This is a genomic window from Aliihoeflea sp. 40Bstr573 (assembly GCF_024105655.1).
Classification (GTDB): domain Bacteria; phylum Pseudomonadota; class Alphaproteobacteria; order Rhizobiales; family Rhizobiaceae; genus Aliihoeflea.
This window is the reverse complement of the sequence record NZ_JAAAMH010000001.1, coordinates 251110-277861: the sequence shown is the minus strand read 5'-3', so window position 1 is coordinate 277861 and position 26752 is coordinate 251110. Positions and strand designations below refer to the sequence as shown.

Genomic DNA, 26752 nt, shown 5'->3' with positions numbered 1-26752 from the left:
TCAGTACCGGTAGCGGTTGATCTTCTGCTGCCGGTTCTCGACACGAACGCGCTGGGCTTCCTGATGCAGGCCGAAGGCTGTGGCTATCAGCATTGCGAGGGTCATGGTGGCTGCGAGCATGATGATGATCATGATGTGTCTCCTTGCCGAATTAACGACGAATGATTCAAAAGGTTTCATTGTTCGCCTTGACTATTGTCGTTTCGCGCTGGACGCCTTTCGCGGCTGCTCTTCTGCCGTTCACGCCGCGTCTCCCATTTGCCATCCACGTCCCGTCTGAGTAGAAGCCTTCCATGACTGAGCGCATTGCCTTTTACGCGGGATCGTTCGATCCCCTGACCAACGGCCATCTCGATGTTCTCAAAGGGGCTCTTTCGGTCGCCGACCGGATTGTCGTCGGCATCGGTGTGCAGGCGTCCAAGAAGCCACTGTTTTCGTTCGAAGAGCGGGTCGACCTGATCAAGAATGCTTGTGCCGAAGAACTGGGCACAGAGGCTGGTCGGCTGGACGTCGTCGCTTTCGATGGACTCGTCGTAACCGCCTCGCGCCAGCACGGGGCTTCCATCATGATCCGTGGCCTGCGCGACGGCACCGATCTCGACTACGAGATGCAGATGGCGGGCATGAACGAAACGATCGCGCCGGAGCTGCAGACCGTCTTCATCCCGGCAAGTCCCTCGGTCCGCACGATTACCGCCACACTCGTCCGCCAGATAGCCTCCATGGGCGGTGACATTACGGCCTTCGTGCCGAAGAGCGTCGCCCCCGCTCTGCGTCAGAAATTCAGCTAGGTTCCAAGGAGTTCGACATGTCCTTCGTTCGTTTCGCCTCGTCCACGCTCATCGCCGCCTTCATGGCGACCTCGGCACTTGCCGCCGAGCCGGAAGACACGATGATCATCACGCTGAAGGACGGCGAGGTGACCATCGGGCTTCGTCCCGACCTCGCGCCGCAGCATGTCGAACAGATCAAGACGCTGGTCGAGCAGGGCGCCTATGACAATGTCGCGTTCCATCGTGTGATCGACGGCTTCATGGCGCAGACCGGCGATGTTCAGTATGGCGACATGGAGAATGGCTACAACAGCCAGCGTGCCGGAACGGGCGGCTCCGACCTTGGCAATATCTCGGCTGAGTTCTCTGATGAGAATTTCGTTCGCGGCACCGTCGGCATGGCGCGCGCCCAGGACCCGAACTCGGCCAACTCGCAGTTCTTCATCATGTTCGATGCGGCCCCGCCGCTGGACGGCGCCTACACGATCGTCGGCGAAGTCGAGAGCGGCATGGAGTTTGTCGACAACATCAAGAAGGGCGACCCGGCCATGAACGGCTCGGTGACCGACCCCGACCGCATGGTCAGCGTCCGCATGGGCGCGGCCGAATAATTCTGAATACAGACAAGAAAGGAACGACCTATGGCCGAGATCAAGGATCCGGAAAACACGATCGTCATGGAGACGACCAAAGGCAACGTCACGATCGAGCTTTATCCCGATCTGGCGCCCGGCCATGTCGCGCGGATCAAGGAGCTGGCGCGCGCCGGCGCGTATGACGGCGTCGTCTTTCACCGCGTGATCGATGGTTTCATGGCGCAGACCGGCGACGTCAAGTTCGGCAAGAAGGGTGGCAAGGACTTCAATCCAAGCCGCGCCGGCATGGGTGGGTCCGACATGCCCGACCTGAAGGCCGAATTCTCGAACGCCAATCACGGCCGCGGCGCCTGCTCGATGGCCCGTTCGCAAAACCCGAACTCGGCAAACTCGCAGTTCTTCATCTGCTTCGGCGATGCCGGATTCCTCAACCGCCAGTATACGGTCTGGGGCCAGGTCATCGAAGGCATGGACAATGTCGACAAGATCAAGCGCGGGGAGCCGGTGCAGGACCCCGATACGATCGTGTCGATGAAGGTCGTCGCCGACGCCTGATGCGACGCGCGGCCATCTCACTGCGAATGGCCCATTGTGCCGGGAGCGCCCACGCTTCCGGCACGATTTCGTTCATCCTGAGGGACGCCGCTTCGGCCGAACTCAGTCCAGCCGGTTCTTGAGCCTCTATGCGCGTCGACCTTTTCGATTTCGATCTACCCGAGGACCGCATCGCGCTGCGGCCGGCCGAGCCGCGCGATACGGCGAAGATGCTGATCGTTCGACCGGATGGCCTTGCCGACCGCTCGGTACGCGACCTGCCGTCTTTTCTGCGGGCCGGTGACATGCTGGTCTTCAACGACACCAAGGTTATTCCTGCGCAATTGACGGGAATGCGTCGTCGCGGCGAGGCTGTCAGCGAAATCGACGTCACGTTGCACATGCGCACGGCGCCCGATTGCTGGAAGGCGTTTGCCCGGCCCGCCAAGCGGCTGAAGGTCGGCGACCGGATCGAGTTTGGCCATGGCGGGTCGATGTGCCTTGCAGGACGCCTGACCGCCGAAGTGCGCGAAAAGGCGGATGCCGGGGAGGTGACGCTGGCCTTCGATGTATCGGGCGCGTTTCTCGACGAGGCGCTGCACGCAGTCGGACACATTCCGCTGCCTCCCTATATCGCGTCCAAGCGCCCGGAAGACGCGCGTGACCGCGAAGACTACCAGACCGTCTATGCGCGCGAGGAGGGGGCTGTCGCTGCGCCGACGGCAGGTCTGCACTTCACGCCCGACCTGCTGGCCGCGGTCGAGGCAGCGGGCGCAAGAACGGCGTTCGTCACGCTCCATGTTGGCGCCGGCACGTTCCTGCCGGTCAAGGCCGACGACACCGACGACCACAAGATGCATGCCGAGATCGGAACGATCGACGCTGCGACGGCCGAGAGGCTGAACGCCGTTCGCTCCGGGGGCGGGCGCATCGTCGCGGTCGGCACCACGTCGCTGCGGCTCCTGGAAAGCGCGGCGCGCGATGACGGCACGATCGCGCCATGGTCCGGACCCACAGACATCTTCATCACGCCCGGCTACCGTTTCAAGGCGGTGGACGTGTTGATGACCAATTTTCACCTCCCGCGCTCAACCCTGTTCATGCTCGTCTCGGCATTCGCCGGCACCGAGCGGATGCGCGCGGCCTATGCCCACGCCATCGGGAACCGCTACCGGTTCTACTCCTACGGCGATTCGAGCCTGCTCTTCAGATCGGACGATTGATGACCGAGAACTTCGAATTTCGCGTGCTTGCGACGGATGGCGCGGCGCGGCGCGGCGAGATCACCATGCCGCGCGGCACGATCCGCACGCCCGCCTTCATGCCGGTCGGCACCGGCGGCACGGTCAAGGCGATGTATCTCGACCAGGTCCGCGAGCTCGGCTCGGACATCATCCTCGGCAACACCTATCACCTGATGCTGCGACCCGGCGCCGAGCGCGTCGCGCGGCTGGGGGGCTTGCACGAATTCGCCCGTTGGCCGCACCCTATCCTGACGGATTCCGGCGGGTTTCAGGTCATGTCGCTGGCGCAGTTGCGCAAGATCACCGAACAGGGCGTGAAATTCCGTTCGCATATCGACGGTACGGTTTATGAAATGTCGCCGGAGCGTTCGATCGAAATCCAGGGCCTGCTCGACAGCGACATCCAGATGCAGCTTGACGAATGCACGGCGCTGCCGGCAGAGCACCAGGCAATCGAGAAGGCGATGGAGCTGTCGCTGCGCTGGGCGGAACGCTGCAAGGCGGAATTTGGCACGCAGCCCGGCAAGGCGATGTTCGGCATCGTGCAGGGCGGCGACGTGCCGGCCCTTCGCGAGCGCTCCGCGTTGGCGCTGCGCGATCTCGACCTGAAGGGCTATGCCGTGGGCGGCCTGGCGGTGGGCGAGCCGCAGCAGGTGATGCTCGACATGCTGGAGGTGACCAATCCGCTCCTGCCAGAGACCAAGCCGCGTTACCTGATGGGCGTCGGCACCCCCGACGATATATTGAAATCCGTCGCCCGGGGCATCGACATGTTCGACTGCGTGATGCCGACCCGAGCCGGCCGTCACGGGCTTGCCTACACGCGGCACGGCAAGATCAATCTAAAGAACGCGCGCCACGCCGAGGACCATCGGCCACTCGACGAGGAAAGCGATTGCCCGGCCGCGCGGGACTACAGCCGCGCCTATCTGCATCACCTGGTCAAGTCTGGCGAATCGCTGGCGGGGATGCTTCTGACGTGGAATAATCTCTATTATTATCAATCTCTTATGGCCGATATTCGAAGTTCTATCGAAGCGGGACGGTTTACCGATCGGGCCGGTGAGATCACGGAAAGCTGGCAGCGGGGCGATCTGCCGTCTTCGTGACGGCGTAGACAGGTCGTTCGCAGCAACCAGGATTGCCAGATGACCAAATATCTATCCGCCTATGGGATCGCCCTTGTCCTTTTTCTGATCCTGGATGCACTCTGGCTTGGCGTCATCGCCCGCAGCTTCTATGCGAGCCGGATGGGCGACCTGCTGCTGGACCAACCGCGCTGGGGCGTCGCAGCCATCTTCTACGCAGTCTACATTGTCGGGTTCGTCTATTTCGGCGTGACGGCCGGTATGGCGGCAAGCGCCTGGCATGCGGCCGCGCTCAACGGCGCGCTGTTCGGCTTCTTCGCCTATCTTACCTACAATTTCACCAATCTTTCCGTTCTGCGCGGTTATGACGGCGTCGTTGCCCTGGTGGATACCGGCTGGGGAACGGTCATGGGCGCAGCCGTAGCCGGTGGCACCGTTGCAATCTTGCAATGGCTTGGGCAGATCGAGTGATCGCGCGAGGTTGAGTTGCGAAATTGCCGGACCCGGTGCTAGCCTTCATCGAGGGGCTGACACGGGGTAGGGCAATGTATGATCGGCGAATTCTGGGCGTGGCGGTGGCGGCTTTCCTGTGTGTCCTGGGTCTTGGGTCGAACGCATCGGCTCAGCTCTTCGAGACGCGTGCTCAGCAGGCCTTCATGATCGATGCGGACACGGGAACCGTGCTCTTTTCCAAAGACCCCGATGCGCTGATCCCGCCGGCCTCGCTCGCCAAGCTGATGACGATGGAAGTCGTTTTCAACGCATTGAAATCTGGACGGCTGACGCTTCAGGACGAGTTCTTCGTCAGCGAGAATGCATGGCGGACGGGCGGCGCGATGTCGGGCGGATCGACCATGTTCGCCGAGGTTCGCTCGTCAATCCGCCTCGAAAATCTGATTCAGGGCGTAATCGTCCAGTCCGCCAATGACGGCTGCATCATCATCGCCGAAGGCATGGCAGGCTCGGAAGAGAATTTTGCGCAGCTCATGACCGAACGCGCGCGGCAGATCGGCATGACGCGGTCGGTATTCAAGAATTCGACTGGCTTGCCGGCCGAAGGGCAGGTGGTGACCGTGCGCGAACTCGCGATGCTGGCGCATCACATCTGGACCGAATACCCGGAATACTACGTCTACTACTCCCAGCCGGAGTTCACCTGGAACAACATTACCCAGCGCAACCGGAACCCGCTCCTGCGCATGAATATCGGCGCGGACGGCATGAAGACGGGCTTTACCGAAGAATCGGGCTACGGCATCGTCGGCTCGGTCGCGCGTGACGACCGGCGCCTCTTCGTCGCATTGAGCGGCATGGAGAGCGATGCGGTGCGCGGGGAGGAAGCACGCAAGATTCTCGACTGGGGCATGCGAGCCTTCGACAAGTACGAGGTCTTCGCGGAGAACGAGATCGTCGGCGAAGCCAAGGTCTATGGCGGCGAGAAAGGGGGCGTCGGCCTGCGATCGAATGGGCCGATCTCGCTCTTCGTACCGCTGACGAACCGAGACCGTCTCGTTGCGCGCATCGTCTATGATGGGCCCGTCATGGCGCCGGTGGAGGAGGGCGCGCGGGTCGGCACGCTCAAAGTCTGGATCGGCGATGCGATGAGCCAGGAAACGCCGCTCTATGCAGCCGAGTCGGTCGAAACCGGCAAGCTCCACCAGCGCGCGCTCGACGCCATCGAGGAACTTGCGGTCGGCTGGATGCGCTGATCAGGCGCGTCCCGCGCGCGGGCGTTCATCGCATTGGCCCGAGCAGTCATTATCTGCTAGGCGCTGGAGCGAATTCAGCGGCCGACGAAAGGATGCCCATTGCCACGAGGACATTTCATCACCTTCGAAGGCGGCGAAGGCGCAGGCAAGTCGACACAGATTCGGCTGCTGGCCGATCGACTCGGGGCGGAAGGGCATGAAGTCGTCGTCTCGCGCGAGCCCGGCGGTTCAGCAGGCGGGGAGGCGGTTCGCCACGTGCTCCTTTCAGGCGCGGCCGAGCCGTTCGGTCCGGCGATGGAGGCAATGCTGTTCGCAGCGGCCCGTTCCGACCATGTCGAGCAGATCATCCGGCCGGCGATCGACGCGGGGAAGATCGTGCTCTGCGATCGCTTCCTCGATTCCTCGCGCGTCTATCAGGGCGTCTCGGGGCGTCTCGACAAGACATTCATGACGGCCCTCGAAAGCGTCGCGATCAACGGCGTGATGCCGGACCTGACGATCATCCTCGATCTGGACCCCGCGGAAGGCATGCGGCGTGCGGCTAGCCGGCGGGGCTCCGACGACGCCGACCGCTACGAGAAGGAGGATTTGGCGCTGCACGAGGAGCGGCGCGAAGCCTATATCGACATTGCCCGCGCCGAGCCCGCGCGTTGCGTCATAATCGACGCCTCGAAGGCGAAGGAGGAGGTTGCTGATGCCGTGTGGGCGCGTGTCGCCAAGGTGATCGCGCCATCGGGGAGCCTTTTGCAGGTCGCCGATGAGCTTTGAGCGCACCGCGCCGGAACAATATGACAGCATTCCCGACGTGCCCGAACCGGTCGAGCACGCGGAGCTTTTCGGTCATGTCGCGGAGGGCGACGAACTGGCGCGTGCCTATCGGGGCGGCAAGTTTCACCACGCGCTCATCCTTTCGGGCCCGCGCGGAATCGGTAAGGCGACCTTCGCGTTTCGGCTCGCCTACCACCTTTTCGCCAATCCCGATCCAGCCCAGGCGCCATCGATTCTTGCACGGCCGGACACCGGGTCGACGCTGTTTCGCCTGATGGCGCAGGGCGCGCATCCGTCGCTTCTGCACCTTACGCGTCCCACGGCCGATCGCGGCGCTGGCTTCAAGTCAGCCGTCACGGTGGACGAAATCCGTCGCGTCGGCCGGTTCCTTTCGATGACGTCGCATGACGGCGGCTACCGCGTGGTCATCGTCGACGCCGGCGATGACATGAACCGCAATGCCGCCAACGCGCTCTTGAAGAGCCTCGAGGAACCGCCGCAGCGCACGCTGTTCCTCCTCGTTGTCCATTCTATCGGCCGGATGCTGCCGACGATCCGCTCGCGCTGTCAGCTTTTGAAACTGAAGCCGCTTGCAAGCGACGACCTTGCCGCCGCATTGCGAGCGGTCTCGCCAGGGGCCGAGACGGTCGCCGGGCTTTCGCCGGGCGAACTTGCCGCCAAGGCGGGAGGCAGTGTGCGCGAGGCGCTCTTGATGACGCAGTTCGGCGGGCTCGACATCGCCAACGCCGTGGATGCCGTAGTGTCGGGTGGTCGGTTCGACGTCGCTGCAGCCTACCGGATCGCAGACGCAGTCGGCGGGCGCGACGCGACCGTGCAGTTTCGGCTGTTCAACGAGTATATCGCACGCATGGCCGAGGAGAGGGCCCAGGCTGCCGGACACGCCGGCGACGCGGAACTCGCGGCTCGGCTCGCCGAGCAATGGGGCGGCATGCGCCAGCGCATTGCTGACACAGAAACCTACAACCTCGACAAGCGCCAGCATGTCGTCGGATTGCTCGGCCAGCTTTGCGGCGCGCGCTGATTGCCCGTCTGGCCAAACGGCAGTGCGTGGTTTATGTGACCGCGACCAGATCTAAGCGAGCATCGTCCGATGCTCCAATGACCGAGCGAGTGCATGGCAGCCGAGAAATTCTACATCACCACCGCGATCTCCTACCCAAACGGCAAGCCGCATATCGGCCATGCCTACGAACTGATCGCGACCGACGCACTGGCGCGCTTCCAGCGCCTCGATGGCAAGGATGTGCGCTTCCTGACCGGCACAGACGAGCACGGCATCAAGATGCTGCAGACCGCGCGCAAGGAGGGCATTTCCCCGAAAGAGCTGGCTGACCGGAATTCCTCAGAATTCAAGAAGATGGCAGCTCTTTTGAATGCGTCAAACGATGACTTTATTCGCACGAGCGAGGAGCGCCACAAGCACGCATCGCAGGCGATCTGGAAGGCGATGGAAGCCAACGGAGACATCTACAAGAGCTCCTACGCAGGCTGGTATTCGGTTCGCGACGAAGCCTATTATGGCGAGGACGAAACGGAGGTCCGCGCCGACGGCGTTCGCTACGGCCCGCAAGGCACGCCGGTCGAGTGGGTCGAGGAAGAGAGCTATTTCTTCCGTCTCTCGGCCTATCAGGAACGCCTGCTGGACCTTTACGAGCGCCAGCCGGACTTCGTCGGGCCCGCCGAACGCTGCAACGAGGTTGCCAGTTTCGTGCGCTCGGGGCTGAAGGATCTGTCGATTTCGCGGACAACGTTCGATTGGGGTATTCCTGTGCCCGGCGACGAGAAGCACGTCATGTATGTCTGGGTCGACGCGCTGACAAACTACATCACCGCCATTGGCTATCCCGATGTTAATGCAGAGCTTTGGTGTTTTTGGCCTGCCGATCTGCACGTGATCGGCAAGGACATCACGCGCTTCCATGCCGTCTACTGGCCGGCCTTCCTGATGTCAGCTGGAATTCCGTTGCCCAAACGCGTCTTCAGCCACGGCTTCGTCTTCAACCGTGGAGAGAAGATGTCGAAGTCGGTTGGCAACGTCATCGACCCGGCCGCGCTCGTCGAGCATTACGGCCTCGATCAGTTGCGCTATTTCCTGCTACGCGAAGTGCCTTTCGGCCAGGACGGCAACTACAGCCACGAGGCGATCGTCAACCGCACCAACGCGGACCTTGCCAACGATCTTGGCAATCTGGCGCAGCGTTCGTTGTCGATGATCGCCAAGAACTGCGCGGGCAGGGTGCCCCAGCGCGGGGAACTTGCCGAGGCCGACCTGGCGCTCCTCGACCAGGCACTGGAGGCGCTGGCGACCGCGCGCGCGGCGATGGCTCAGCAAGCGCTGCACACCGCGCTTGCCGCAATCTTCGGCGTGGTCGCCGAGGCCAACCGCTATTTCGCCGGTCAGGAACCCTGGGCGCTGCGCAAGACCAATCCGGCGCGGATGGAGACCGTGCTTTACACGACGGCGGAGCTTCTTCGCCGCGTAGGCATCTTGTGCTCCGCCTTCATTCCACAGTCTGCCGACAAGCTGTTGGATCTGCTACACGTGCCGGCGAACGAGCGGACCTTTGCATGTCTGGCGGAAAGTTGGCTCGAGCCGGGAGCCGAACTGCCAGTACCGCAGGGTATCTTTCCGCGCTATGTGGACCAGGAAGTGCAGGACGCGTGACGATGCTGGTCGACAGCCATTGCCATCTCGACTTTCCCGACTTCGCGGAAGAGCGCGACGCCATCGTCGCCCGCGCGCGCGCGGCAGGCGTGGAGCGCATGGTCACCATCTCGACACGCGTCCGCCGCTTCGACCAGGTTCGGGCGATCGCCGAGGCGTATGACGAGATTTATTGCTCGGTCGGTACGCATCCGCACAATGCTGGCGAGGAGCGCGACGTCACCGCGACCGAGCTCATCGAATTGAGCAGCCATCCAAAGGTCGTGGCGATCGGCGAGGCGGGTCTCGACTATCACTATGACAAGGCGCCGCGCGACGCGCAGGCGCATGGATTGCGGGTGCATATCGATGCGGCGCGCGTGACCGGACTGCCACTGGTGATCCATGCCCGTGCGGCGGACGATGACATGATCTCGATTCTGAAAGACGAATCGAAGACGAGCTCCTTTCCCTTTGTTCTGCATTGTTTTTCATCCGGAGCACGGCTTGCCGAAGTCGGCGTCGAACTCGGTGGATATGTGTCTTTCTCTGGTATCCTCACATTTCGCAATTCGCAGGATATTCGCGATATCGCCCGGACCATTCCGCACAATCGGCTACTTGTTGAAACCGACGCGCCATTCCTCGCGCCGGTGCCGCATCGAGGGAAGCGAAATGAGCCGGCCTATGTCGCCGATACGGCACGCGTTCTGGCTGACACGATCGGCCTAGATGACGCCGAAATTCGCCGGCTGACGACCGTTAATTTTTTCCGCCTGTTCTCGAAGATGCCGCGGCCCTGATGAGCGTGAGCAGCGGCTATCGCTTCACGATCCTTGGGTGCGGCTCGTCTCCAGGAGTGCCGCGGATCACCGGCGACTGGGGCAATTGCGATTCCGCCAACCCGCGCAACCGGCGCCGGCGCGCGGCCGCCATGGTGGAGCGCGTTGGACCGGCTGGCGTAACACGCGTGGTAATCGACACCGGGCCGGACTTTCGCGACCAGATGATCTCAGCGGGCGTCGGGTCTGTCGACGCAGCCGTCTACACCCATCCGCATGCCGACCATATCCATGGCATCGACGATCTGCGCGGCTTCGCGCTTGTCCAGCGCAGACGCATCGACATTCACGCAGATTGGCCGACGCTCGACCGGCTTCGCGATTCCTTCGGCTATTGCTTCGAAACGCCACCCGGCAGCTCGTATCCGCCGATCCTGAGCGCGCACATCATTACGCATGACAACGCGTTCGCGATCGACGGTGCCGGGGGCGCGATCGAGTTCCTGCCGTTGCCGCAGATCCATGGCGACATCATCTCGCTCGGCTTTCGTATCGGCGGGCTTGCGTATTGCTCCGACGTCAGTGCGTTTCCGGACGATACGCTGGCGCAGCTTCAGGGCCTTGACGTGCTGATTGTCGACGCGCTGCAGTACAAGCGGCACCCCAGCCATTTCTCGCTCGAGGAAGCGCTGGAAGTGATCGAACGGCTGAAGCCGAAGCGGGCAGTGCTGACCCACATGCATATTCCGCTCGACTACGAAACCGTAGCGTCCGAGACGCCAGGTTACGTCGATCCGGCCTATGATGGGATGGTTCTCGACTTCGAAGGTTGAGCGAGATGCCGGGCCAAGAGATGCCCGGGAGTTCCATAATCCATCTTATGCGACTGGCGGATAGCTCTGGGTCCGCTCGGTCGACGCCCTCTTACACCTGATCGGCCGAGGACTTCGTGAGTGGCATGGCGAGCGAACTCCAAAGGTCATGTCCCCTCAGCGCCTGATGCTGCGACGGCAAAGGCTGCTCATTTACCTGCTCGGCGTCTGTCCGCACCCTCGAAGGACATTCCTGCCATGAGAACTCACGTGCAGGCGGTGCTCAGCTCTGCGAGCGAATTTAGCTGCGCGATTCCCGAGACGGCGTAACTGATCGCGATGACGTGGAACTCGTCATCCCGACGAACCAGAAATGCGATTCTTCGGAGAACCTATCAAGCTCGATGTCAGGCCGCCTTCGAATGGACCGCCTTGCTGTGGCGCAAGGTCTCGACCGATGAGCTCGCTATGGCTGATCGATGAGTGGATGCTGATTTGAGAAAGCCGGCAAGCGGCGCTGAAGGGGGCGCCGAGATGGCATTGGTGCGGTCGAGAAGACTCGAACTTCCACGGGTTGCCCCACAGCGACCTCAACGCTGCGCGTCTACCAATTCCGCCACGACCGCACGCCATGACCAGCCGGTCTTGACCGGCCCGGCGCAATTAGCAAATCGCCCCACCCCGCACAAGAGCACCGGCTGGGAATTGCCGATTATTTTGCCGATACCTGCAAGACGCTGCGTCAACGAGTGGACGCGCGCCGTCCGATCCCATACATCCGCCTGATCATGACCACGCGCGATGCCCTGCCCGCTCAGTTTCTGGCAATCCCCGGATCGCCGTCCGTCGAATGGCGGATCGAGCCGGGCCTGACTGACTATCCGGCTGCGCTCGCCTTTATGGAAGAGCGCGCGGGCGCGATCCGCGACGGTGCGGCAGGCGAGCTCGTCTGGCTCGTCGAGCACCCGCCCCTCTACACCGCCGGCACCAGCGCCGACCCGGTGGACCTCCTCGCGGCCGACCGGTTCCCGGTCTTCGCGGCGGGGCGCGGCGGGGAATATACCTATCACGGGCCCGGTCAGCGGGTTGCCTATGTCATGCTCGACCTGAAGCGTCGGCGCGAGGACGTGCGCGCCTTCGTCGCCGCGCTTGAAGAGTGGATCATCCGCACGCTCGACCGCTTCAACGTGAAAGGCGAGCGACGCGACGACCGCGTCGGCGTCTGGGTCGTGCGGCCCGAGCGGCCGCCCCTGGTTGACGGCACGCCGGCGGAAGACAAGATCGCGGCGATCGGCATCCGCCTGCGGCGCTGGGTGTCGTTCCACGGCATCGCGCTCAATGTCGAGCCCGATCTTGCCCATTTCGACGGGATCGTGCCCTGCGGCATTCGCGGCCAGGGGATCACGAGCCTCGTCGATCTCGGCCTCCCGGTGACCATGGCCGATGTCGACTTTGCAATGAAGGCAGCTTTCGAAGAGGTGTTCGGCAACGTAGACTGATTCCCGCAACGGAGATCAGCCATGTCGAAGCTCTTGCGAACGCCCCTGCCCGTTCTTGCAGTTCTGGCAATTTCGACCGCCATGCCGGCAGCGGCCCAGAGTCAAAGCGACCTCATCGCACCTGAGGCCGCGACCGGCATGCAATCGGCCCCTTTGGTGGTGGGCAAGGAGGCGATGGTCGTAGCTGCCAATCCGCTCGCCGCCGAAGCCGGCATGACGGTCTTGCGGCTGGGCGGCTCCGCAGCGGACGCGGCGGTCGCGGTGCAGGCCGTTCTCGGGCTCGTCGAGCCCCAATCCTCGGGGCTCGGGGGCGGCGCCTTCGCACTCTGGTTCGACGGCGCCACGGGACAACTGATCACCTATGATGCGCGCGAGACGGCGCCAGGGAACGCAGCGCCCGACCTCTTCCTCGATGACAATGGCGAGCCCTTGCCCTTTTTCGAGGCGGTCGTTGGTGGACGATCAGTTGGTGTTCCCGGCGTGCCCTTGCTGCTGGAGATCCTGGCCGAAAAGCACGGCGAGCTGGCGCTGAGCGACAGCCTGGCGGATGCGATCGAGCTTGCTGGGGGCGGCTTTACGGTTTCGCCCCGCCTGGCGCGTTTGCTTGAAGACGAAACGGGTCGCCTCGACATCGATCCTGCCGCCTCCGACTACTTCTTTCCCGGAAGCAAAGCGCTTGTGGCGGGCGACGAACTTCGGAACACAGCCTACGCGGATGCCCTGCGGATCCTCGCCGAGCATGGCGCCGCGCCCTTCTACCGGGGCGATGTTGCAGCGGCGATCGTTGACGCAGTAACCAGCCATCCGACAAATCCCGGCTCGCTGGCGCTCTCGGATTTCGCCGAATACGAAGTCGTGGAGCGCGAGCCGGTCTGCGTCACCTACCGCGAGTTCGACGTTTGTGGGATGGGCCCGCCCTCCTCCGGTGGCATCGCCGTCGGCCAGATCCTCGGCCTGCTCGAGCCGTACGACCTGCGCGCGCTTGGCGCCGACGATGCGAAGGCCTGGCGCCTGATTGGCGATGCGACCCGCCTCGCCTTCGCCGACCGCAACAGATATTTGGCAGATCCCGACTTTATCGATATGCCGTCCGGCCTGCTTGATGGCGAATATCTGGCTGCGCGCGCGCAACTTCTGCAATCCGAAGAGGCGCTGGCCGACGGTCGCATCCTGCCCGGGGAGCCCTCAAGCAAACGCACGGAAAACCTGATCGACGGCTTTTCGTACGAAGCACCGGCCACCACGCATTTCGTTATCGCCGACGCGGAGGGCAATGTCATTTCCATGACCTCGTCGATCGAGAACGCGTTCGGCGCGCGGGTGATGGCCAATGGCTATCTCCTCAACAACCAGCTGACCGACTTCTCGTTCGTTCCCGAAAGCGAAACCGGGCCTGTGGCGAATCGGGTCGAGGCGTCGAAGCGCCCTCGATCCTCGATGTCGCCGACCATCGTCCTCCAGGACGGACAGCCGGTCTATGCCCTTGGCTCACCCGGCGGCGCTACCATCATTCCCTATGTCGCCAAGACGCTCATCGCATTGATCGACTGGGCCATGCCGATGAACGAAGCGATCGCCTTGCCCCATCTGGCCAATATCGCCGGTCCATATTGGCTGGAGGCCGGCTCGCGTGCGGAAGACTTTGCCCCTGCCCTTCAGGCGCTGGGCTACGAAACCGAGGGGCGCGAACTCAACTCGGGCATCCATGGCATCCAGTTCACGGCCGCGGGCATCGAAGGCGCAGCCGACCCGCGTCGCGAGGGCGTTGCCATTGGTGATTGATCAGACGGCAACCAGCCAGAGCGCCAACGTGGTTATGAATGCGCCAATGGAAACGAACGAGACAAGGTCGTGGACGAGATCGGACATTGGTTCTTCTCCTTAGTTGATGACGCAGTATGTTCTTGTTTTGTTCTCTTTTCAAGCGTTCTCGGAATTTTTCTCGGCATCTTTGTGTCTCGGGAATAGACGCAGGAGGAGGGTATCGGAGATAGTGGCGATAAAGCAGTAGGTTAGCGGTCACCCCCATCGCTGACATTTCATGCTAAGCGGCCCCATGAACGCTGGATGAACGAGGCTTTGCCATGCTGTTCAGCTTTCGACATGCAAGGTGCATCGCGGTCGCAATCGTGCGATGTCGATGAGGGGTTTGTGATGATTAAAATCGCTGTTCTGGGGCTTGTCGCAGCCAGTCTGCTGACCGCCCTGCCTGTGGCGGCGCAGGATCGCGGCTATTACGGCTTGGGTGGTGGCCATAGGCCGGGCGCGGAGTTCTTTGCACCCGATCGTGGCCATGGCCGCGATCGGGGCCCGGGACGCTGGGACCGTGGTGAATACAGAGATCGCGACGAATGGCGCGGCCGCGGCGGCTGCTCGCCGCGAGACGCCTTGCGCAAGGCTGAGCGGATGGGCATCCGGCGGGCCGAAGTGGTGGATGTCGGCCGGCGCTCGATCGAGATCATCGGACGTTCGCGAGGCGAACGTGTCTGGGTCGTATTCGGCCGGGCGCCGAACTGCCCGCTGATCGGTTAGGCAGATGATCGACAGGGCGGGGGGATGGTCCCCCCCGCCCCGTCTGCCTTATTGGTCCGAACTGCCCGGTTCCGGCCGGCCGAGGCCCATGGATTTCGCAATCTTCGAGCGCTCGACGGCATAGTTCGGGGCGACCATGGGATAGTCGTCAGGCAGGCCCCACTTGCGGCGATACTGTTCGGGCGTCATCCCGTACTTGGCCATGAGATGACGCGACAAGGTGCGGAACTTGCGTCCGTCTTCCAGCGAGATGATGTAGTCGGGCGTGACCGATTTGCGGACCGGCACGGCCGGCTCCTGAGTCCGTTCCGGCGCGGTGGATTGGCCCTGCGCGGCAATCGAACGATGGACCGAGCCAATCAGTCCCGACACTTCCGAGGCTGGAACCGGGTTATGACTGACATAGGCGCAAACGATCTGCGTCGTCAGCTCCAGCAGCCTGCCCGGTTCGATCAGCTCAGGTGCGATCGCCATGTCTTCATCACTCATACGCGTACTCCCGCCGCATCAATACCGATGGCGACACGCCGCAGGAGGTCGTTCCTCGAGCGATTCGCCACATGACTATGCTATAGAGCGCGGCAATGGCTGCGTCAGGTAACCAGATGTATCGGATTGTCAGGTGGTGAAGCGCCTATCAATCCTGAAGCTGCATATTAAATCGAATTGTTCAAAATGCACTAGCGATTGCCAGGAAGTCGCTGGCCTTGAGACTTGCGCCGCCGACCAACGCCCCGTCGACGTCTGCCACCGCCATCAGTTCGCCGGCGTTCGATGATTTGACCGATCCGCCATAGAGCAGCGGAATCGACCGCGCTTCCTCGCCAATCTTCGCCCCCAGCCTTGCGCGGATATGCGCGTGAGCGACGCGAACGTCCTCCGCGGTTGGGGTCAGGCCGGTGCCGATCGCCCAGACGGGTTCATATGCAAGGAGTGTGTTCTGCGCCGTCGCGCCGGCAGGAACCGAGCCTTCGATCTGCTCCGACAGCACGTCCAACGTCGTCCCCGCCTCGCGTTCCGCCCGCGTTTCGCCAATGCAGATGATCGCCTTCAGCCCCGCGTCCCAAGCTGCCTTGGCCTTGGCAGCGACCATTTCACTTGTTTCGCCATGGTCGGTGCGCCGTTCCGAGTGGCCGACGATGACAAGACGAGCGCCGGCGTCAGCCAGCATGTCAGCTGAAATGTCACCTGTATGGGCCCCGGAGGCTTTGGTGTGGCAGTCCTGCCCGCCAAGGGCGACCGATGAGCCGGCGACGATCGGCTGCGCGCGCGAGATCAAGGTTGCGGGCAGGCAAACGACGAGATCGAGCCTGGCGAACCCGGCGGCGCCGGCTGTAATCGCCTGAAGTTCGGGAAGCGAGGCGCTCGTGCCGTTCATTTTCCAGTTGCCTGCCAGGACGGGGCGAATGCTGGCGCTCATCGGACTTCCTTCGTTCAACAGTGGTTCGGATGGCAGCTTGGTAGCAAAAAGCGTCGACAAAGCAATCGACAGCGCCTGCTAGTGACGGTATTCCGTCAGCCAGTTTGATGTTGGACCAATTTGGGAAGGTCGAAAATGCTGACTTGGCTGCGCGGCAAATCCGGCTCCTTGATGGTGAAGCTGCTGCTTGGCCTGCTCGTCGTCAGTTTCGCGGTCTGGGGCATATCCGGGCAGATATTGACCGGAGTCGGCAACCACGTTCTGGCGGTTGGCGATACACGGGTGCAGGTCAACGAATATCGCCTCGCCTATGACCGCCAGCTCCAGCTTCTGTCGCAGCAGTTCGGCACGCGCATTTCGCGCGAGCAGGCGCGCGCCTTCGGGCTCGAACAGCAGGTTCTCGCGCAACTCGTCGCCGGCGCGGTACTCGACGAGCAGGCGCGCGAGATGAATCTCGGCCTTTCGCGCGATCGCCTTGCGGCGCTGACCGCCGAAGACCCGGCCTTCCGCAATGCCAATGGCCAGTTCGACCGCGACCAGTTCAATTTCGTGCTGCAGCAGGTCGGCATGCGGCCGGACGATTATCTGCGCGATCGTGAGCAACTGGCGATCCGTCAGCAGATCGTCGATGCGGTTGCCGACGGGATGGGGGTTCCGGACGCTTTTCTCAACGCCGTTGCTCTCTACCGCGGCGAAGACCGCACGGCAGATTATGTCATTCTCGACCGCGGGCTGGTCGAACCCATCGGAGATCCGGCTGACGACGTGCTGCAGGCGTGGTTCGACGAGAACGCGGCCAGTTTTGCGGCACCCGAGTATCGCGGGCTCGACTACGCAAAGCTTGAGCCTGAAGACATTTCCGACCCTTCCGCGGTCAGCGATGAACAGGTGACGGAGTTCTACGAGACCCATCGCGATTCATTCTCCGAACCAGAGCAGCGCACGATTAGCCAGATCGTCTTTCCGAACGTGGAAGCGGCTGAGGCTGCGTCCAGCCGCATCGCGGCCGGTGATGCGACGTTCGACGAGATCGCCGCCGAGCTCGGTCGTTCGGCAGGCGACCTGACGCTTGGGACCTTCACACGCGAGGACGTGCCCGATCCGGCGATCGCCGAGGCCGCGTTCGCGCTTGAAGAAGGCGGCATCAGCGAGGTCGTTGACGGCGCGTTCGGAGCGCTGATTGTCCGGGTCGACGAGATCATGCCCGAGGCTGTGCGTCCGATCGAGGAGGTTTCCGCCGAAATCCGCGAGGAAATCGCTCTGGACGAGGCAAACCGCATCTTGCTGGACGTCTACGACGCCTATGAGGATGCGCGTGCTGGCGGCGCGACACTGCGGGAAGCGGCGGCGCAGCAGAATCTGCAAGTCGTCAACATCCCGGCTGTCGACGCCAACGGACTTGATCCAGAAGGCAACGAAGTTGCAGACATCCCGGGTAGGGAGGAAGTTTTGCAGGCCGCTTTCGAGGCCGAGCCCAACATGGAAAACGCGCCCATCATGCTCGGCTCCAACGGCTACGTCTTCTACGAGGTCACAGACGTGACCCCTGCCCGCGAGCGCGAGCTCGGCGAGGTCCGCGAGGATGCGCTGGCACAGTGGCGCGAGCAGGAGGCCCGCCGTCTCCTGGCCGAGCGCGCCAATGAGATCGCAACGCGCATTGAGGAGGGCGCCGCCCTTGCCGACGTTGCTGACGAACTGGACCTCGAAGTACAGACAAAGCGCGGCCTGCGCCGCGGCGCGGACGACGTGGATCTCGGACGCGAAGGCGTGGCTGCCGCCTTCTCCGTTCCCGTGCGCGGTGTCGAGACGATCGGTTCGAACGAAGGCGACCGGCAGATCGTTCTGCAGGTCACGGAGGTCTTTGCACCCGCCGACGCATCGGCCGAGACGCTGCCCGAGAATGTCGCGCAGAACTATGCCGGGGGCCTTGGCGACGATCTCCTCGACCAGCTCGTCACGCGGCTCCAGGGGAAGTATCCGGTTACGGTCAACCAAGGCGCGGTCCAGCAGGCACTGAGTTTCTGATCGATGGCCGATCTGAAAGAACATATCGCGCGGGTTGCATCGGGAGAAACGCTCTCCTTCGAGGATGCGCGCAAGGCGTTCGACATCATGATGTCGGGCGAAGCGACGCCAAGCCAGATCGGCGGTTTCTTGATGGCGCTTCGCGTGCGAGGCGAGACGGTGCCGGAAATCTCGGGCGCGGTGGCGACCATGCGGGCCAAGATGCTGCGCGTCGAAGCGCCGCCGGACGCCGTCGACATCGTCGGCACAGGCGGTGACGCGTCGGGTTCCTACAACGTATCGACTTGCGCGGCCTTCATCGTGTCGGGGGCTGGCGTGCCGGTCGCCAAGCATGGCAATCGTGCCCTCTCCTCGCGCTCGGGAGCGGCTGACGCGCTGGCGGCACTGGGCGTCAATATTGAGCTTGGACCGCGAGAGATCTCCTCCTGCATCCGGGAGGCCGGCCTTGGCTTCATGTTCGCTCCAGCGCATCACGCCGCGATGCGCCATGTCGGGCCGAGCCGCGTCGAACTTGGCACACGCACGATCTTCAACCTTCTCGGACCGCTTTCCAACCCGGCCGGTGTCTCCAACCAGCTCGTCGGCGTTTTTTCCCCATTTTGGCTGGAGCCGATCGCCGAAGTTCTCAAGAAGCTGGGCTCGTCGCGCGTCTGGGTCGTCCATGGCGACGGGCTGGACGAAATGACGACCGCCGGCATCACCCAGGTGGCTGCGCTGGAGGATGGCGAAATCCACACGTTCGAGATCGAACCCGAGCAATTTGGTCTTCGGCGCGCCCGGGCGGAAGAGCTCAAGGGCGGCGATGCGCAGGCGAATGCGGAGGCCTTGCGCGGTGTCCTGGAGGGCGCACAAGGAGCCTACCGCGACATTGCGATGCTCAACGCTGCCGGTGCGCTTGTCGTGGCCGGTCGCGCACGCACGCTGGAGGCAGGACTCGAACTCGCCGGCAAGTCGATTGACGAGGGCAAGGCCAGAAAGTGTCTGGCAGACCTGGTCGAGGTTTCCAACCGCGCAAGGACTGCGTGATGGCCGATATCCTGCGCAAGATCGAAGCATACAAGCGTGAGGAGATCGCTGCCGCGAAGACGGCGATCCCGCTTGGCGACATCCTGCGGGCGGCGAAGGACATGCCCGCGGCGCGCGATTTCACCGGCTCGATCCGCTCGAAGCACGCAGCGGGCAAGCCGGCACTGATCGCCGAGATCAAGAAGGCGAGCCCATCGAAGGGCCTGATCCGTTCCGACTTCGACCCGCCGTCGCTCGCGCGCGCCTATGAGGCCGGCGGCGCGGCGTGCCTTTCGGTCCTGACGGATGCGCTGTCTTTCCAAGGCTCGCCCGCCTTTCTGATGGCCGCGCGCGAGAGCTGTGCCCTGCCCGCCTTGCGCAAGGATTTTCTCTTCGACGTCTACCAGGTGTACGAAGCCCGTGCATGGGGCGCCGATGCTGTCCTGATCATCATGGCGAGCGTTGACGACGAACTGGCACGCGATATCGAAGACGCGGCGCACGAGCTTGGAATGGCAGCGCTGGTCGAGGTTCACGACGAGACCGAGACCGAACGCGCGCTGCAACTGCGCTCGCCACTGATCGGCATCAACAACCGCAATCTGCGCACTTTCGAGGTCGATCTGGCGACGTCCGAGCGTCTTGCCAAGCTGATCCCCGACGACCGCGTCATCATTGGCGAAAGCGGAATCTTCACACGGTCCGACTGCGACAGGCTGTGCGCGGTGGGGATCAACACGTTCCTTGTCGGCGAAAGCCTGATGCGCCGCGACGACGTCGCGGGCGCCACACGGGCGCTTCTGGGGGACGAATGAGCGGCCTTACCCACATCGGAGCGACCGGCGAAGCACATATGGTCGATGTCGGCGACAAGTACGAGACGCACCGCGCCGCCGTGGCCGAAGGGCAAGTGCGCATGGATGCCGCGACGCTCGATGCGATCCTGGCTGGCAACGCCAAAAAGGGCGATGTGCTTGGGACGGCCCGGCTGGCCGGAATCATGGCGGCGAAGAAGACTTCCGACCTGATCCCGCTTTGCCATCCGCTGCTCCTGACGAAAATCACGGTCGAAATCGAGCCGGATGCCGCACTCCCCGGCTTGCGCGTCGTTGCAGAGGTGCGGTTGAAGGGCCAGACCGGTGTCGAAATGGAGGCGTTGACTGCGGTGTCGGTCGCCTGCCTGACGATCTACGACATGGCCAAGGCGCTCGACAAGGCGATGACTATCAGCGACGTGCGGCTGGTCGAAAAGAGCGGCGGCAAGTCGGGCGACTTCCGGCGCGGCAAGCAGAACCCATGATACCGGTCGCCGAGGCGCTGGAGCGGCTGTTGGCCGGTGTCGAGCGACTCGACGAGGAAACCGTCGCGCTTCATGCTGCGGGGAATCGTGTTCTGGCGGCGCCCATCGTTGCCGGGCGAACGCATCCCCCCTTCGATGCCTCGGCGATGGACGGCTATGCGGTGCGGGCGGACGATGTCGCCAACGTCCCTGCCCGCCTGACCGTGATCGGCGAATCCGCTGCAGGGCGACGTTTTTCAGGATTCGTAGAACCCGGCGAGGCGGTGCGCATCTTTACCGGAGCCCCTGTTCCCGATGGCGCGGATACGATTCTGATCCAGGAGAATGCCGACCGCGACGGCGCGGCAGTCATCGCGACCGAGACTGTTTCCGTCGGGCGGCATATACGCCGCGCGGGGCTCGATTTTCATGCAGGCGATGTGCTCCTCGAAGCGGGTCGCCGGATCGACCCGCAAGCTCTGGCCCTAATCGCGGCGGCCGATGTCCCGGCCGTTCGGGTTGTGCGCCGGCCGCGGGTTGCGATCATCGCGACAGGCGACGAACTCGTCCTGCCCGGCGAGCCGCGAACCGACGACCAGATCATCGCGTCGAACAGTTTTGGCGTTGGGCAGATCATCCGCGATGCGGGCGCAGAAGCGATCGATCTGGGCATTGTCGCTGATGATGAGGCGGCGATCGGGGCGGCGCTCGATCGCGCGGTGGAGGTGGGATGCGACGTGATCGTCACACTTGGCGGCGCCTCCGTTGGCGATCACGACCTGACCGCGACGGTCTTTGAGACAAAGGGCGTTGAACTTGCTTTCTGGAAGATCGCGATGCGCCCCGGCAAACCGCTGATGGCGGGACGTCTCGGTGCCGCTTCGGTCCTTGGCCTGCCCGGCAATCCAGTTTCCGCAATGGTTTGCGCCGATCTGTTCCTGCGGCCGTTGCTTGCCGCGCTGCAAGGCCAGCCTGCGAGCGAACACCTGCCTAGGGCAGTGCTCGATGGCTCGCTTGGCGAAAACGACCGGCGCCAGGACTATGTCCGAGCCGTCGCGCGCCTCGATGGCGATGGCGATCTGATCGTTACGCCGCTCACCCTCCAAGACTCGTCGATGCTGCGCATGCTTGCCCAAGCGAATTGCCTGATCGTACGGCCGCCTTTCGCACCGGCGCTGGGGCGCGGAGACGCGTGCCGCGTCCTCATGTTGCGCACGATCGGCTGATCACCGGCTTTTGATCTTCCGACCGGGGTCTTTGACCGGTATGGTCGGGAACTTACCTCACGTCATTTCATTTTGTGACAAAGGGACTTGCGTTCCAATCCATTTCGGAGGTCGTCATGAAAAGGTTAATGTCAGGTTTCATCGCGCTCGCAATGGCGCTGCCGCTCGGCATGACGGGGCACGCGTCGGCACTGCCGCGCGTCGATATATCGGTTCCATCCACCGTCGAGCGAGTTCAGACCAATCAAGGCCAATTCCCTGGCTCGTTCCGGGCGATCGATCCCGATCGACAATTCAGTCCGTGGGCAGGCAATGTCGAGCGCCGCATCGAGCGCCGGGCGGACCGTCGCTGGGACCGTGACCGCCGATCCGACCGCAGGTGGGATCGCGACCGTGACCGGCGTGGCTACTATCGCGGCTATCGTGGGTATCGCGACTACCGGCCGGGCTACCGCCGCTATGATGATGGCTTCTGGTATCCGGGAGCAGCCTTCATCACGGGCGCGATAATTGGTGGTGCGCTTGCATCGCCACCACGCGCTGTGGTGCGCGACTACGGCAGTGCGCATGTCGAGTGGTGCTACGATCGCTACCGTTCGTATCGCGCTTCGGACAACACGTTCCAGCCCTATAACGGGCCACGCCGTCAGTGCCGTTCGCCTTACTATTGAGCGAGCAATAGATGGGGATCAACGAAAAGGCGGCTTAGCCGCCTTTTTCGTCTCAGCCGGGAAAGTCTGGCAAGCTCTTGAATGCATTCCTGAGCGCATCTGACCAACCTTCAGAAATCTGACGATAATACGGGTCGTCGCCGCCGATTCGCTTTTGCAGTTCTATTCTGTAGCTGTCGCGCGCCAGGAACAGCATGTCGAGCGGGAGGCCTACGGAAAGGTTTGATTTCAGAGTCGAGTCAAAGGACACCATCAACAGCTTTGCAGTCTCGGCGAACGTCATCTGCGGGTCATATGCGCGAACGAGGATTGGCTTGCCATATTTGGTTTCGCCGATCTGGAAGAAGGGCGTGTCATCGGAGGCCTCGATGAAATTGCCTTCCGGATAAATCATGAACAGGCGTGGCTCCGAACCCTTCATCTGGCCGCCGAGGATGAAGGACGCGCCGAATGCGTCTGCCCGCTGGCCGACCGGTGCCGAGTTCGAGATCACCTCCTTGACCGTGTCGCCCACGAGGCGCGCGGTCTGAAACATTGAAGGCGTCTCGAGAATGGAGGGCGCGCGGTCCGCATGGGCCTTGGAGCGCTCGTCGAGCAAGCTGACGACGGATTGCGTGGTTGCAAGATTGCCCGCCGATAGAAGGACGATGACGCGGTCGCCCTCCTTCTTCCAAACAGTCATCTTGCGGAAGGTGGAAATGCTGTCGATGCCCGCATTCGTCCGGGTATCGGACATGAAGACGAGCCCCCGATCGATCTTGAGGCCAACGCAATAGGTCATCGAATCGCTGCCTGAGAAATAGCGTAGCGATGATTACTGCTCGACAGTCACTCGCACTTCAAGCTCTTCGTGAGCTTGTCCCTGACGGATTCCGGCGACCGGCATCGCATCGCGATAGTCGCGACCGAAGGCGACTCGCACATAACGCTCGTCCGGGCACATGCTGTTGGAAACGTCGAAGCCGACCCAGCCCAGTCCGGGCACATGGGCTTCGGCCCAGGCGTGAGTAGCGACCTGCTGCGTCGTGTCGTCCATCATCAGATAGCCGCTGACATAACGGGCAGGCAGACCCTGCATACGTACGACGGAAATGAAGATGTGGGTATGATCCTGACAGACGCCCTGCCCCGCCGCCAGCGCCGCGTCGGCCGTCGTCTCGGAGGTCGTCGAGCCGGGTACGTAGGCGACGCGCTTTGCGATTGCGTCCATCAGATCGTGAAGAAGTTCCAGTGTTTCAGGCCCACCGAGCGGTTTTGACAACGCGCCGAGCGCATCTGACGGCATGGTCAGCGGCGTTTCGCGCTCGAACAGCCATAGCGGCGCAAAGCCGGCATGCTGGCCGGCCACGCCGGTCTGATCCCGGGTCGTCACCATGCCCTTCGCCGTGATGACGATCTGGCTCGCACCAGGTTCGGTGCTCAACAGCCGGCACTGATTGCCAAAATGGTCGACGAAACGCACTTCCTCGCGTGCGCCTTCGTAGGAAAGCTCCCACCGATCGACCGTTTGCAGCGCGTCAGTGCGCGGGATCAGCCGGACCCGCTGCAGTGCATAGGGCAGACGCTGGTCGTAGCGATAAGTCGTCTGGTGGACGATGTTCAGCAGCATCTCAGAAGAACCTGTAATCGCGTGCAACCTGGTCGCCCAGATTGTTCGTGCGGACAAGGAAATCGGTCAGGAATTCGTGCAGGCCTTCATCGAGCACATCCTTGATGGTCATCCGCTTCAACCGCGACAGCGTAGCTTCGCACATCTCGTGCGAGGCGTGTCGATTGCCGTAATCGTTGGCCAGCCCCTCGAGGCTTTCGTCAATCATGCGATAGCAAAAGGCCAGCGAACGAGGCATACGGCGCGACAAGATCAGAAATTCGGCGATGTTCGTCGGCTTGTAGGCGGCATCATAGACCCAGCGATAGGATCGGTGCGCCGAAACCGAGCGCAGAATGGATTCCCACTGGTAGTTGTCCATCGACGAGCCCACCCAGGAAATGGACGGCAGGAGAACGTAGTATTTCACGTCGAGAATGCGTGCGGTGTTGTCGGCGCGCTCGACGTGGAGGCCGAGTTGGCAGAAATCGTAGATCTCGTTGCGCAGCATGGTGCCTTGGAAGGCGCCGCGGATCTGCGCAGTTTCGCGCTTGATCGCGTCGAGGACCTTCGGCACTTCGCGCTCGTCGATCGGGGACGCCAACATGCGCCTGAACGACATCCAGGCATCGTTGATGCTCTCCCAAGTCTCGCGGGTCAGCGCCGTCCGGACCATCCGCGCGTTCGTACGCGCGGTCTCGATCGACGACAGCACGCTCGACCCGTTCTCGACGTCACGCAGAAGGTAGTCACAGACATTTGCCGCGTTGAATTCCGCGTGCTTTTGACGAAAGCCGGCCTCCACGCCGCTCGAGACAATGACCGAAGTCCACTCCTCGACATCGCCTTCGTTGCGCGTAAGCGCCATACGCAGGCCCGCATCGACGAGGCGCGCCATGTTCTCGGCCCGCTCGATGTAGCGGGCCATCCAGTAAAGGCCGTTGGCCGTACGTCCCAGCAGCATCCGTCTCGCCCCCTCTAATCGTCCAGTACCCAGGTATCCTTGGTGCCACCCCCTTGGGAGGAGTTGACGACCAGGGAACCGGGCTTGAGGGCGACGCGCGTCAGCCCGCCGGGAACGATGCGGATGCGGTCGGAAACGAGCACGAAGGGACGCAGATCGACATGGCGCGGTGCAAGTCCGGCATCCGTCAGGATCGGGCACGTCGAAAGAGCCAGCGTCGGTTGAGCGATATAGTTGCCGGGCCGGGCGCGAAGCTTCTCGGAGAAGGCTTCGCGCTCCTTCTTCGAGGCGGCCGGGCCGACCAGCATTCCGTAGCCACCCGATCCGTGCACTTCCTTGACGACCAGTTCGGCAAGATGCTCCAGCACATAGGACAGGCTGGCGGGCTCGGAGCAGCGCCAAGTGGGAATGTTGCCGAGGATCGCTTTCCGCCCCGTATAGAACTCCACGATCTCAGGCATGTAGGAGTAGATCGCCTTGTCGTCGGCGATGCCTGTGCCAGGGGCATTGGCGATGGTGATGTTGCCAGCGCGGTAGACATCCATGATACCCGGCACGCCGAGAACCGAATCCGGGTTGAAGGTCAGCGGATCGAGGAAGTCGTCATCGACGCGGCGATAGAGCACGTCAATACGCTTGTAACCTTCCGTCGTGCGCATGGCGACGTGTCCGTCGACGACGCGTAGATCCTCCCCCTCGACAAGCTCGACGCCCATGTGATCGGCCAAAAAAGCATGTTCGAAATAGGCTGAGTTGAAGCTGCCTGGCGTCAGAACGGCGATGGTCGGCTGTTCGTGGGCCGTACGCGGAGCGACGGCGGCCAGCGACTGGCGCAGCAATTGCGGATAGTTCTCGACCGGGCGGACTTTGACGCGTTTGAAGAGCTCGGGGAAGAGCTGCATCATCGTCTCGCGGTTCTCGATCATGTAGGAGACGCCCGAAGGGGTACGCGCGTTGTCCTCCAGAACGTAGAACTCGTTCTCGCCCGTGCGCACGATGTCCGTGCCTATAATATGCGTGTAGACACCGGCGGGCGGGCGCACACCAATCATCTCCGGCAAGAACGCGACATTTCCGGCGATCAGCTCGCGCGGGATGCGCCCTGCCCGCAAGATCTCCTGGCGGTGATAGATATCCTCGAGGAAAGCGTTCAGCGCCTGCACGCGCTGCTCGATGCCCTGCGTCAGGCGCCGCCACTCGGCCCCGGCCAATATTCGCGGCACGATGTCAAAGGGGATAAGGCGCTCGGCGGCGTTTTGTTCGCCATAGACGGCGAAGGTGATGCCGGTGCGCCGAAAGACGTTCTCGGCGTCTTTCATCTTCTGGCCGAGCCGGGCAGTGTCCTGCTCGTTCAGCCAGTTGTCATATTCAGAATAAGGATTTCGAAGCCCGGCACTTTCCGGGCGCATTTCGTCGAAAGCTACCACGCGAGAACTCCCCTCTCGTCGCATTCGAAAGCTTCGTTCTGGAAAAAGCAAGTGTTTGAAATGATGGAGCTCCCCCTTTGCACTCGCGCTGAAAAACTTGCCCAATCCTTGTGCGGATTGGTTCGGATTCAGCCAGTAGCAAGAC

The 26752-nt window shown here is 62.7% G+C and carries 28 protein-coding genes and 1 tRNA gene; 21 read left to right on the top strand and 8 right to left on the bottom strand.

Annotated elements, in window-relative coordinates:
- Window positions 1–132, bottom strand: a complete 132-nt coding sequence (locus GTK01_RS20935) for a hypothetical protein (protein WP_256483276.1) — start codon at window positions 130–132, stop codon at window positions 1–3.
- Window positions 133–293: 161 nt separating this feature from the next.
- Between GTK01_RS20935 and coaD the strand changes: the two genes are divergently transcribed.
- The 12 genes from coaD (at window position 294) to GTK01_RS01265 (ending at window position 10992) form a co-directional block, all read left to right on the top strand.
- Window positions 294–791, top strand: a complete 498-nt coding sequence (coaD, locus tag GTK01_RS01320) for a pantetheine-phosphate adenylyltransferase (protein WP_252924022.1) — start codon at window positions 294–296, stop codon at window positions 789–791.
- Window positions 792–808: 17 nt separating this feature from the next.
- Window positions 809–1384, top strand: a complete 576-nt coding sequence (locus tag GTK01_RS01315; protein WP_252924021.1) for a peptidylprolyl isomerase — start codon at window positions 809–811, stop codon at window positions 1382–1384.
- A 30-nt stretch (window positions 1385–1414) separates the two neighbouring features.
- Complete coding sequence (locus GTK01_RS01310; RefSeq protein WP_252924020.1) at window positions 1415–1924, top strand: peptidylprolyl isomerase; 510 nt, start codon at window positions 1415–1417, stop codon at window positions 1922–1924.
- Window positions 1925–2052: 128 nt separating this feature from the next.
- On the top strand, window positions 2053–3126 hold the full coding sequence (queA, locus tag GTK01_RS01305) for a tRNA preQ1(34) S-adenosylmethionine ribosyltransferase-isomerase QueA (protein ID WP_252924019.1): 1074 nt from the start codon (window positions 2053–2055) through the stop codon (window positions 3124–3126).
- Window positions 3126–4256: a tRNA guanosine(34) transglycosylase Tgt gene (gene tgt / locus GTK01_RS01300; protein ID WP_252924018.1), complete on the top strand. Its 1131-nt coding sequence runs from the start codon at window positions 3126–3128 to the stop codon at window positions 4254–4256. Before queA ends, tgt begins: the two co-directional genes overlap by 1 nt.
- Before the next feature lie 39 nt (window positions 4257–4295).
- The gene (locus GTK01_RS01295; protein ID WP_252924016.1) at window positions 4296–4706 is read left to right on the top strand and encodes a DUF2177 family protein; all 411 of its coding nucleotides are present in this window, start codon (window positions 4296–4298) and stop codon (window positions 4704–4706) included.
- Window positions 4707–4780: 74 nt separating this feature from the next.
- Entirely contained in the window at window positions 4781–5944 is a 1164-nt protein-coding gene (locus GTK01_RS01290) for a D-alanyl-D-alanine carboxypeptidase family protein (RefSeq protein ID WP_252924014.1), read from the top strand.
- A 99-nt stretch (window positions 5945–6043) separates the two neighbouring features.
- Window positions 6044–6712, top strand: a complete 669-nt coding sequence (gene tmk / locus GTK01_RS01285; RefSeq protein WP_252924013.1) for a dTMP kinase — start codon at window positions 6044–6046, stop codon at window positions 6710–6712.
- Window positions 6702–7754: a DNA polymerase III subunit delta' gene (locus GTK01_RS01280; RefSeq protein WP_252924012.1), complete on the top strand. Its 1053-nt coding sequence runs from the start codon at window positions 6702–6704 to the stop codon at window positions 7752–7754. The genes tmk and GTK01_RS01280 overlap by 11 nt, the downstream gene beginning before the upstream one ends.
- A 93-nt stretch (window positions 7755–7847) precedes the next feature.
- On the top strand, window positions 7848–9398 hold the full coding sequence (metG, locus tag GTK01_RS01275) for a methionine--tRNA ligase (RefSeq protein ID WP_371924236.1): 1551 nt from the start codon (window positions 7848–7850) through the stop codon (window positions 9396–9398).
- A 2-nt stretch (window positions 9399–9400) separates the two neighbouring features.
- Window positions 9401–10180, top strand: a complete 780-nt coding sequence (locus tag GTK01_RS01270) for a TatD family hydrolase (protein ID WP_252924389.1) — start codon at window positions 9401–9403, stop codon at window positions 10178–10180.
- 5 nt (window positions 10181–10185) lie between these two features.
- Complete coding sequence (locus GTK01_RS01265) at window positions 10186–10992, top strand: MBL fold metallo-hydrolase (protein ID WP_252924388.1); 807 nt, start codon at window positions 10186–10188, stop codon at window positions 10990–10992.
- A 520-nt stretch (window positions 10993–11512) separates the two neighbouring features.
- Here GTK01_RS01265 and GTK01_RS01260 read toward each other — a convergent pair.
- A tRNA-Leu gene (locus GTK01_RS01260) sits at window positions 11513–11597 on the bottom strand.
- A 162-nt stretch (window positions 11598–11759) separates the two neighbouring features.
- On the opposite strand from GTK01_RS01260, the gene lipB reads away from it, so the two are divergent.
- The 3 genes from lipB to GTK01_RS01245 all read left to right on the top strand — a co-directional run bounded on the left by lipB (window position 11760) and on the right by GTK01_RS01245 (window position 15002).
- A complete protein-coding gene (gene lipB, locus GTK01_RS01255; RefSeq protein WP_252924011.1) occupies window positions 11760–12470 on the top strand; it encodes a lipoyl(octanoyl) transferase LipB in 711 nt (236 codons plus the stop codon).
- Window positions 12471–12491: 21 nt separating this feature from the next.
- Complete coding sequence (gene ggt / locus GTK01_RS01250; RefSeq protein ID WP_252924010.1) at window positions 12492–14252, top strand: gamma-glutamyltransferase; 1761 nt, start codon at window positions 12492–12494, stop codon at window positions 14250–14252.
- Between the two features lie 372 nt (window positions 14253–14624).
- Complete coding sequence (locus GTK01_RS01245) at window positions 14625–15002, top strand: hypothetical protein (RefSeq protein WP_252924009.1); 378 nt, start codon at window positions 14625–14627, stop codon at window positions 15000–15002.
- 48 nt (window positions 15003–15050) lie between these two features.
- Here the strand turns inward: GTK01_RS01245 and GTK01_RS01240 are convergent, their stop codons facing one another.
- The gene (locus tag GTK01_RS01240; RefSeq protein WP_252924008.1) at window positions 15051–15491 is read right to left on the bottom strand and encodes a MucR family transcriptional regulator; all 441 of its coding nucleotides are present in this window, start codon (window positions 15489–15491) and stop codon (window positions 15051–15053) included.
- A gap of 181 nt (window positions 15492–15672) precedes the next feature.
- Window positions 15673–16422 (bottom strand): triose-phosphate isomerase, encoded by a 750-nt coding sequence (tpiA, locus tag GTK01_RS01235; protein WP_252924007.1) that lies wholly within the window; start codon window positions 16420–16422, stop codon window positions 15673–15675.
- 135 nt (window positions 16423–16557) lie between these two features.
- Here tpiA and GTK01_RS01230 point away from each other — a divergent pair, with 135 nt between their 5' ends.
- From GTK01_RS01230 to GTK01_RS21025, 6 genes are all read left to right on the top strand, one after another.
- A complete protein-coding gene (locus GTK01_RS01230; protein WP_252924006.1) occupies window positions 16558–18447 on the top strand; it encodes a SurA N-terminal domain-containing protein in 1890 nt (629 codons plus the stop codon).
- Window positions 18448–18450: 3 nt separating this feature from the next.
- Window positions 18451–19473, top strand: a complete 1023-nt coding sequence (trpD, locus tag GTK01_RS01225) for an anthranilate phosphoribosyltransferase (RefSeq protein ID WP_252924004.1) — start codon at window positions 18451–18453, stop codon at window positions 19471–19473.
- Window positions 19473–20267: an indole-3-glycerol phosphate synthase TrpC gene (gene trpC, locus GTK01_RS01220; protein ID WP_252924002.1), complete on the top strand. Its 795-nt coding sequence runs from the start codon at window positions 19473–19475 to the stop codon at window positions 20265–20267. Before trpD ends, trpC begins: the two co-directional genes overlap by 1 nt.
- Window positions 20264–20752 carry a cyclic pyranopterin monophosphate synthase MoaC gene (gene moaC / locus GTK01_RS01215; RefSeq protein WP_252924000.1) on the top strand — a complete coding sequence of 163 codons (489 nt, stop codon included), beginning with the start codon at window positions 20264–20266 and terminating at the stop codon, window positions 20750–20752. Before trpC ends, moaC begins: the two co-directional genes overlap by 4 nt.
- Entirely contained in the window at window positions 20749–21957 is a 1209-nt protein-coding gene (gene glp / locus GTK01_RS01210) for a gephyrin-like molybdotransferase Glp (protein WP_252923998.1), read from the top strand. Before moaC ends, glp begins: the two co-directional genes overlap by 4 nt.
- Before the next feature lie 116 nt (window positions 21958–22073).
- Window positions 22074–22628 (top strand): BA14K family protein, encoded by a 555-nt coding sequence (locus GTK01_RS21025; protein ID WP_371924235.1) that lies wholly within the window; start codon window positions 22074–22076, stop codon window positions 22626–22628.
- Between the two features lie 52 nt (window positions 22629–22680).
- Here the strand turns inward: GTK01_RS21025 and GTK01_RS01200 are convergent, their stop codons facing one another.
- The 4 genes from GTK01_RS01200 to GTK01_RS01185 are packed head-to-tail and all read right to left on the bottom strand — an operon-like array spanning window position 22681 to window position 26607.
- Complete coding sequence (locus tag GTK01_RS01200; RefSeq protein WP_252923996.1) at window positions 22681–23409, bottom strand: proteasome-type protease; 729 nt, start codon at window positions 23407–23409, stop codon at window positions 22681–22683.
- Between the two features lie 33 nt (window positions 23410–23442).
- A complete protein-coding gene (locus GTK01_RS01195) occupies window positions 23443–24237 on the bottom strand; it encodes a transglutaminase family protein (RefSeq protein WP_252923994.1) in 795 nt (264 codons plus the stop codon).
- A gap of 1 nt (window position 24238) precedes the next feature.
- The gene (locus GTK01_RS01190) at window positions 24239–25180 is read right to left on the bottom strand and encodes an alpha-E domain-containing protein (protein ID WP_252923992.1); all 942 of its coding nucleotides are present in this window, start codon (window positions 25178–25180) and stop codon (window positions 24239–24241) included.
- 14 nt (window positions 25181–25194) lie between these two features.
- A complete protein-coding gene (locus GTK01_RS01185; RefSeq protein ID WP_371924234.1) occupies window positions 25195–26607 on the bottom strand; it encodes a circularly permuted type 2 ATP-grasp protein in 1413 nt (470 codons plus the stop codon).
- Window positions 26608–26752: the final 145 nt, after the last annotated feature.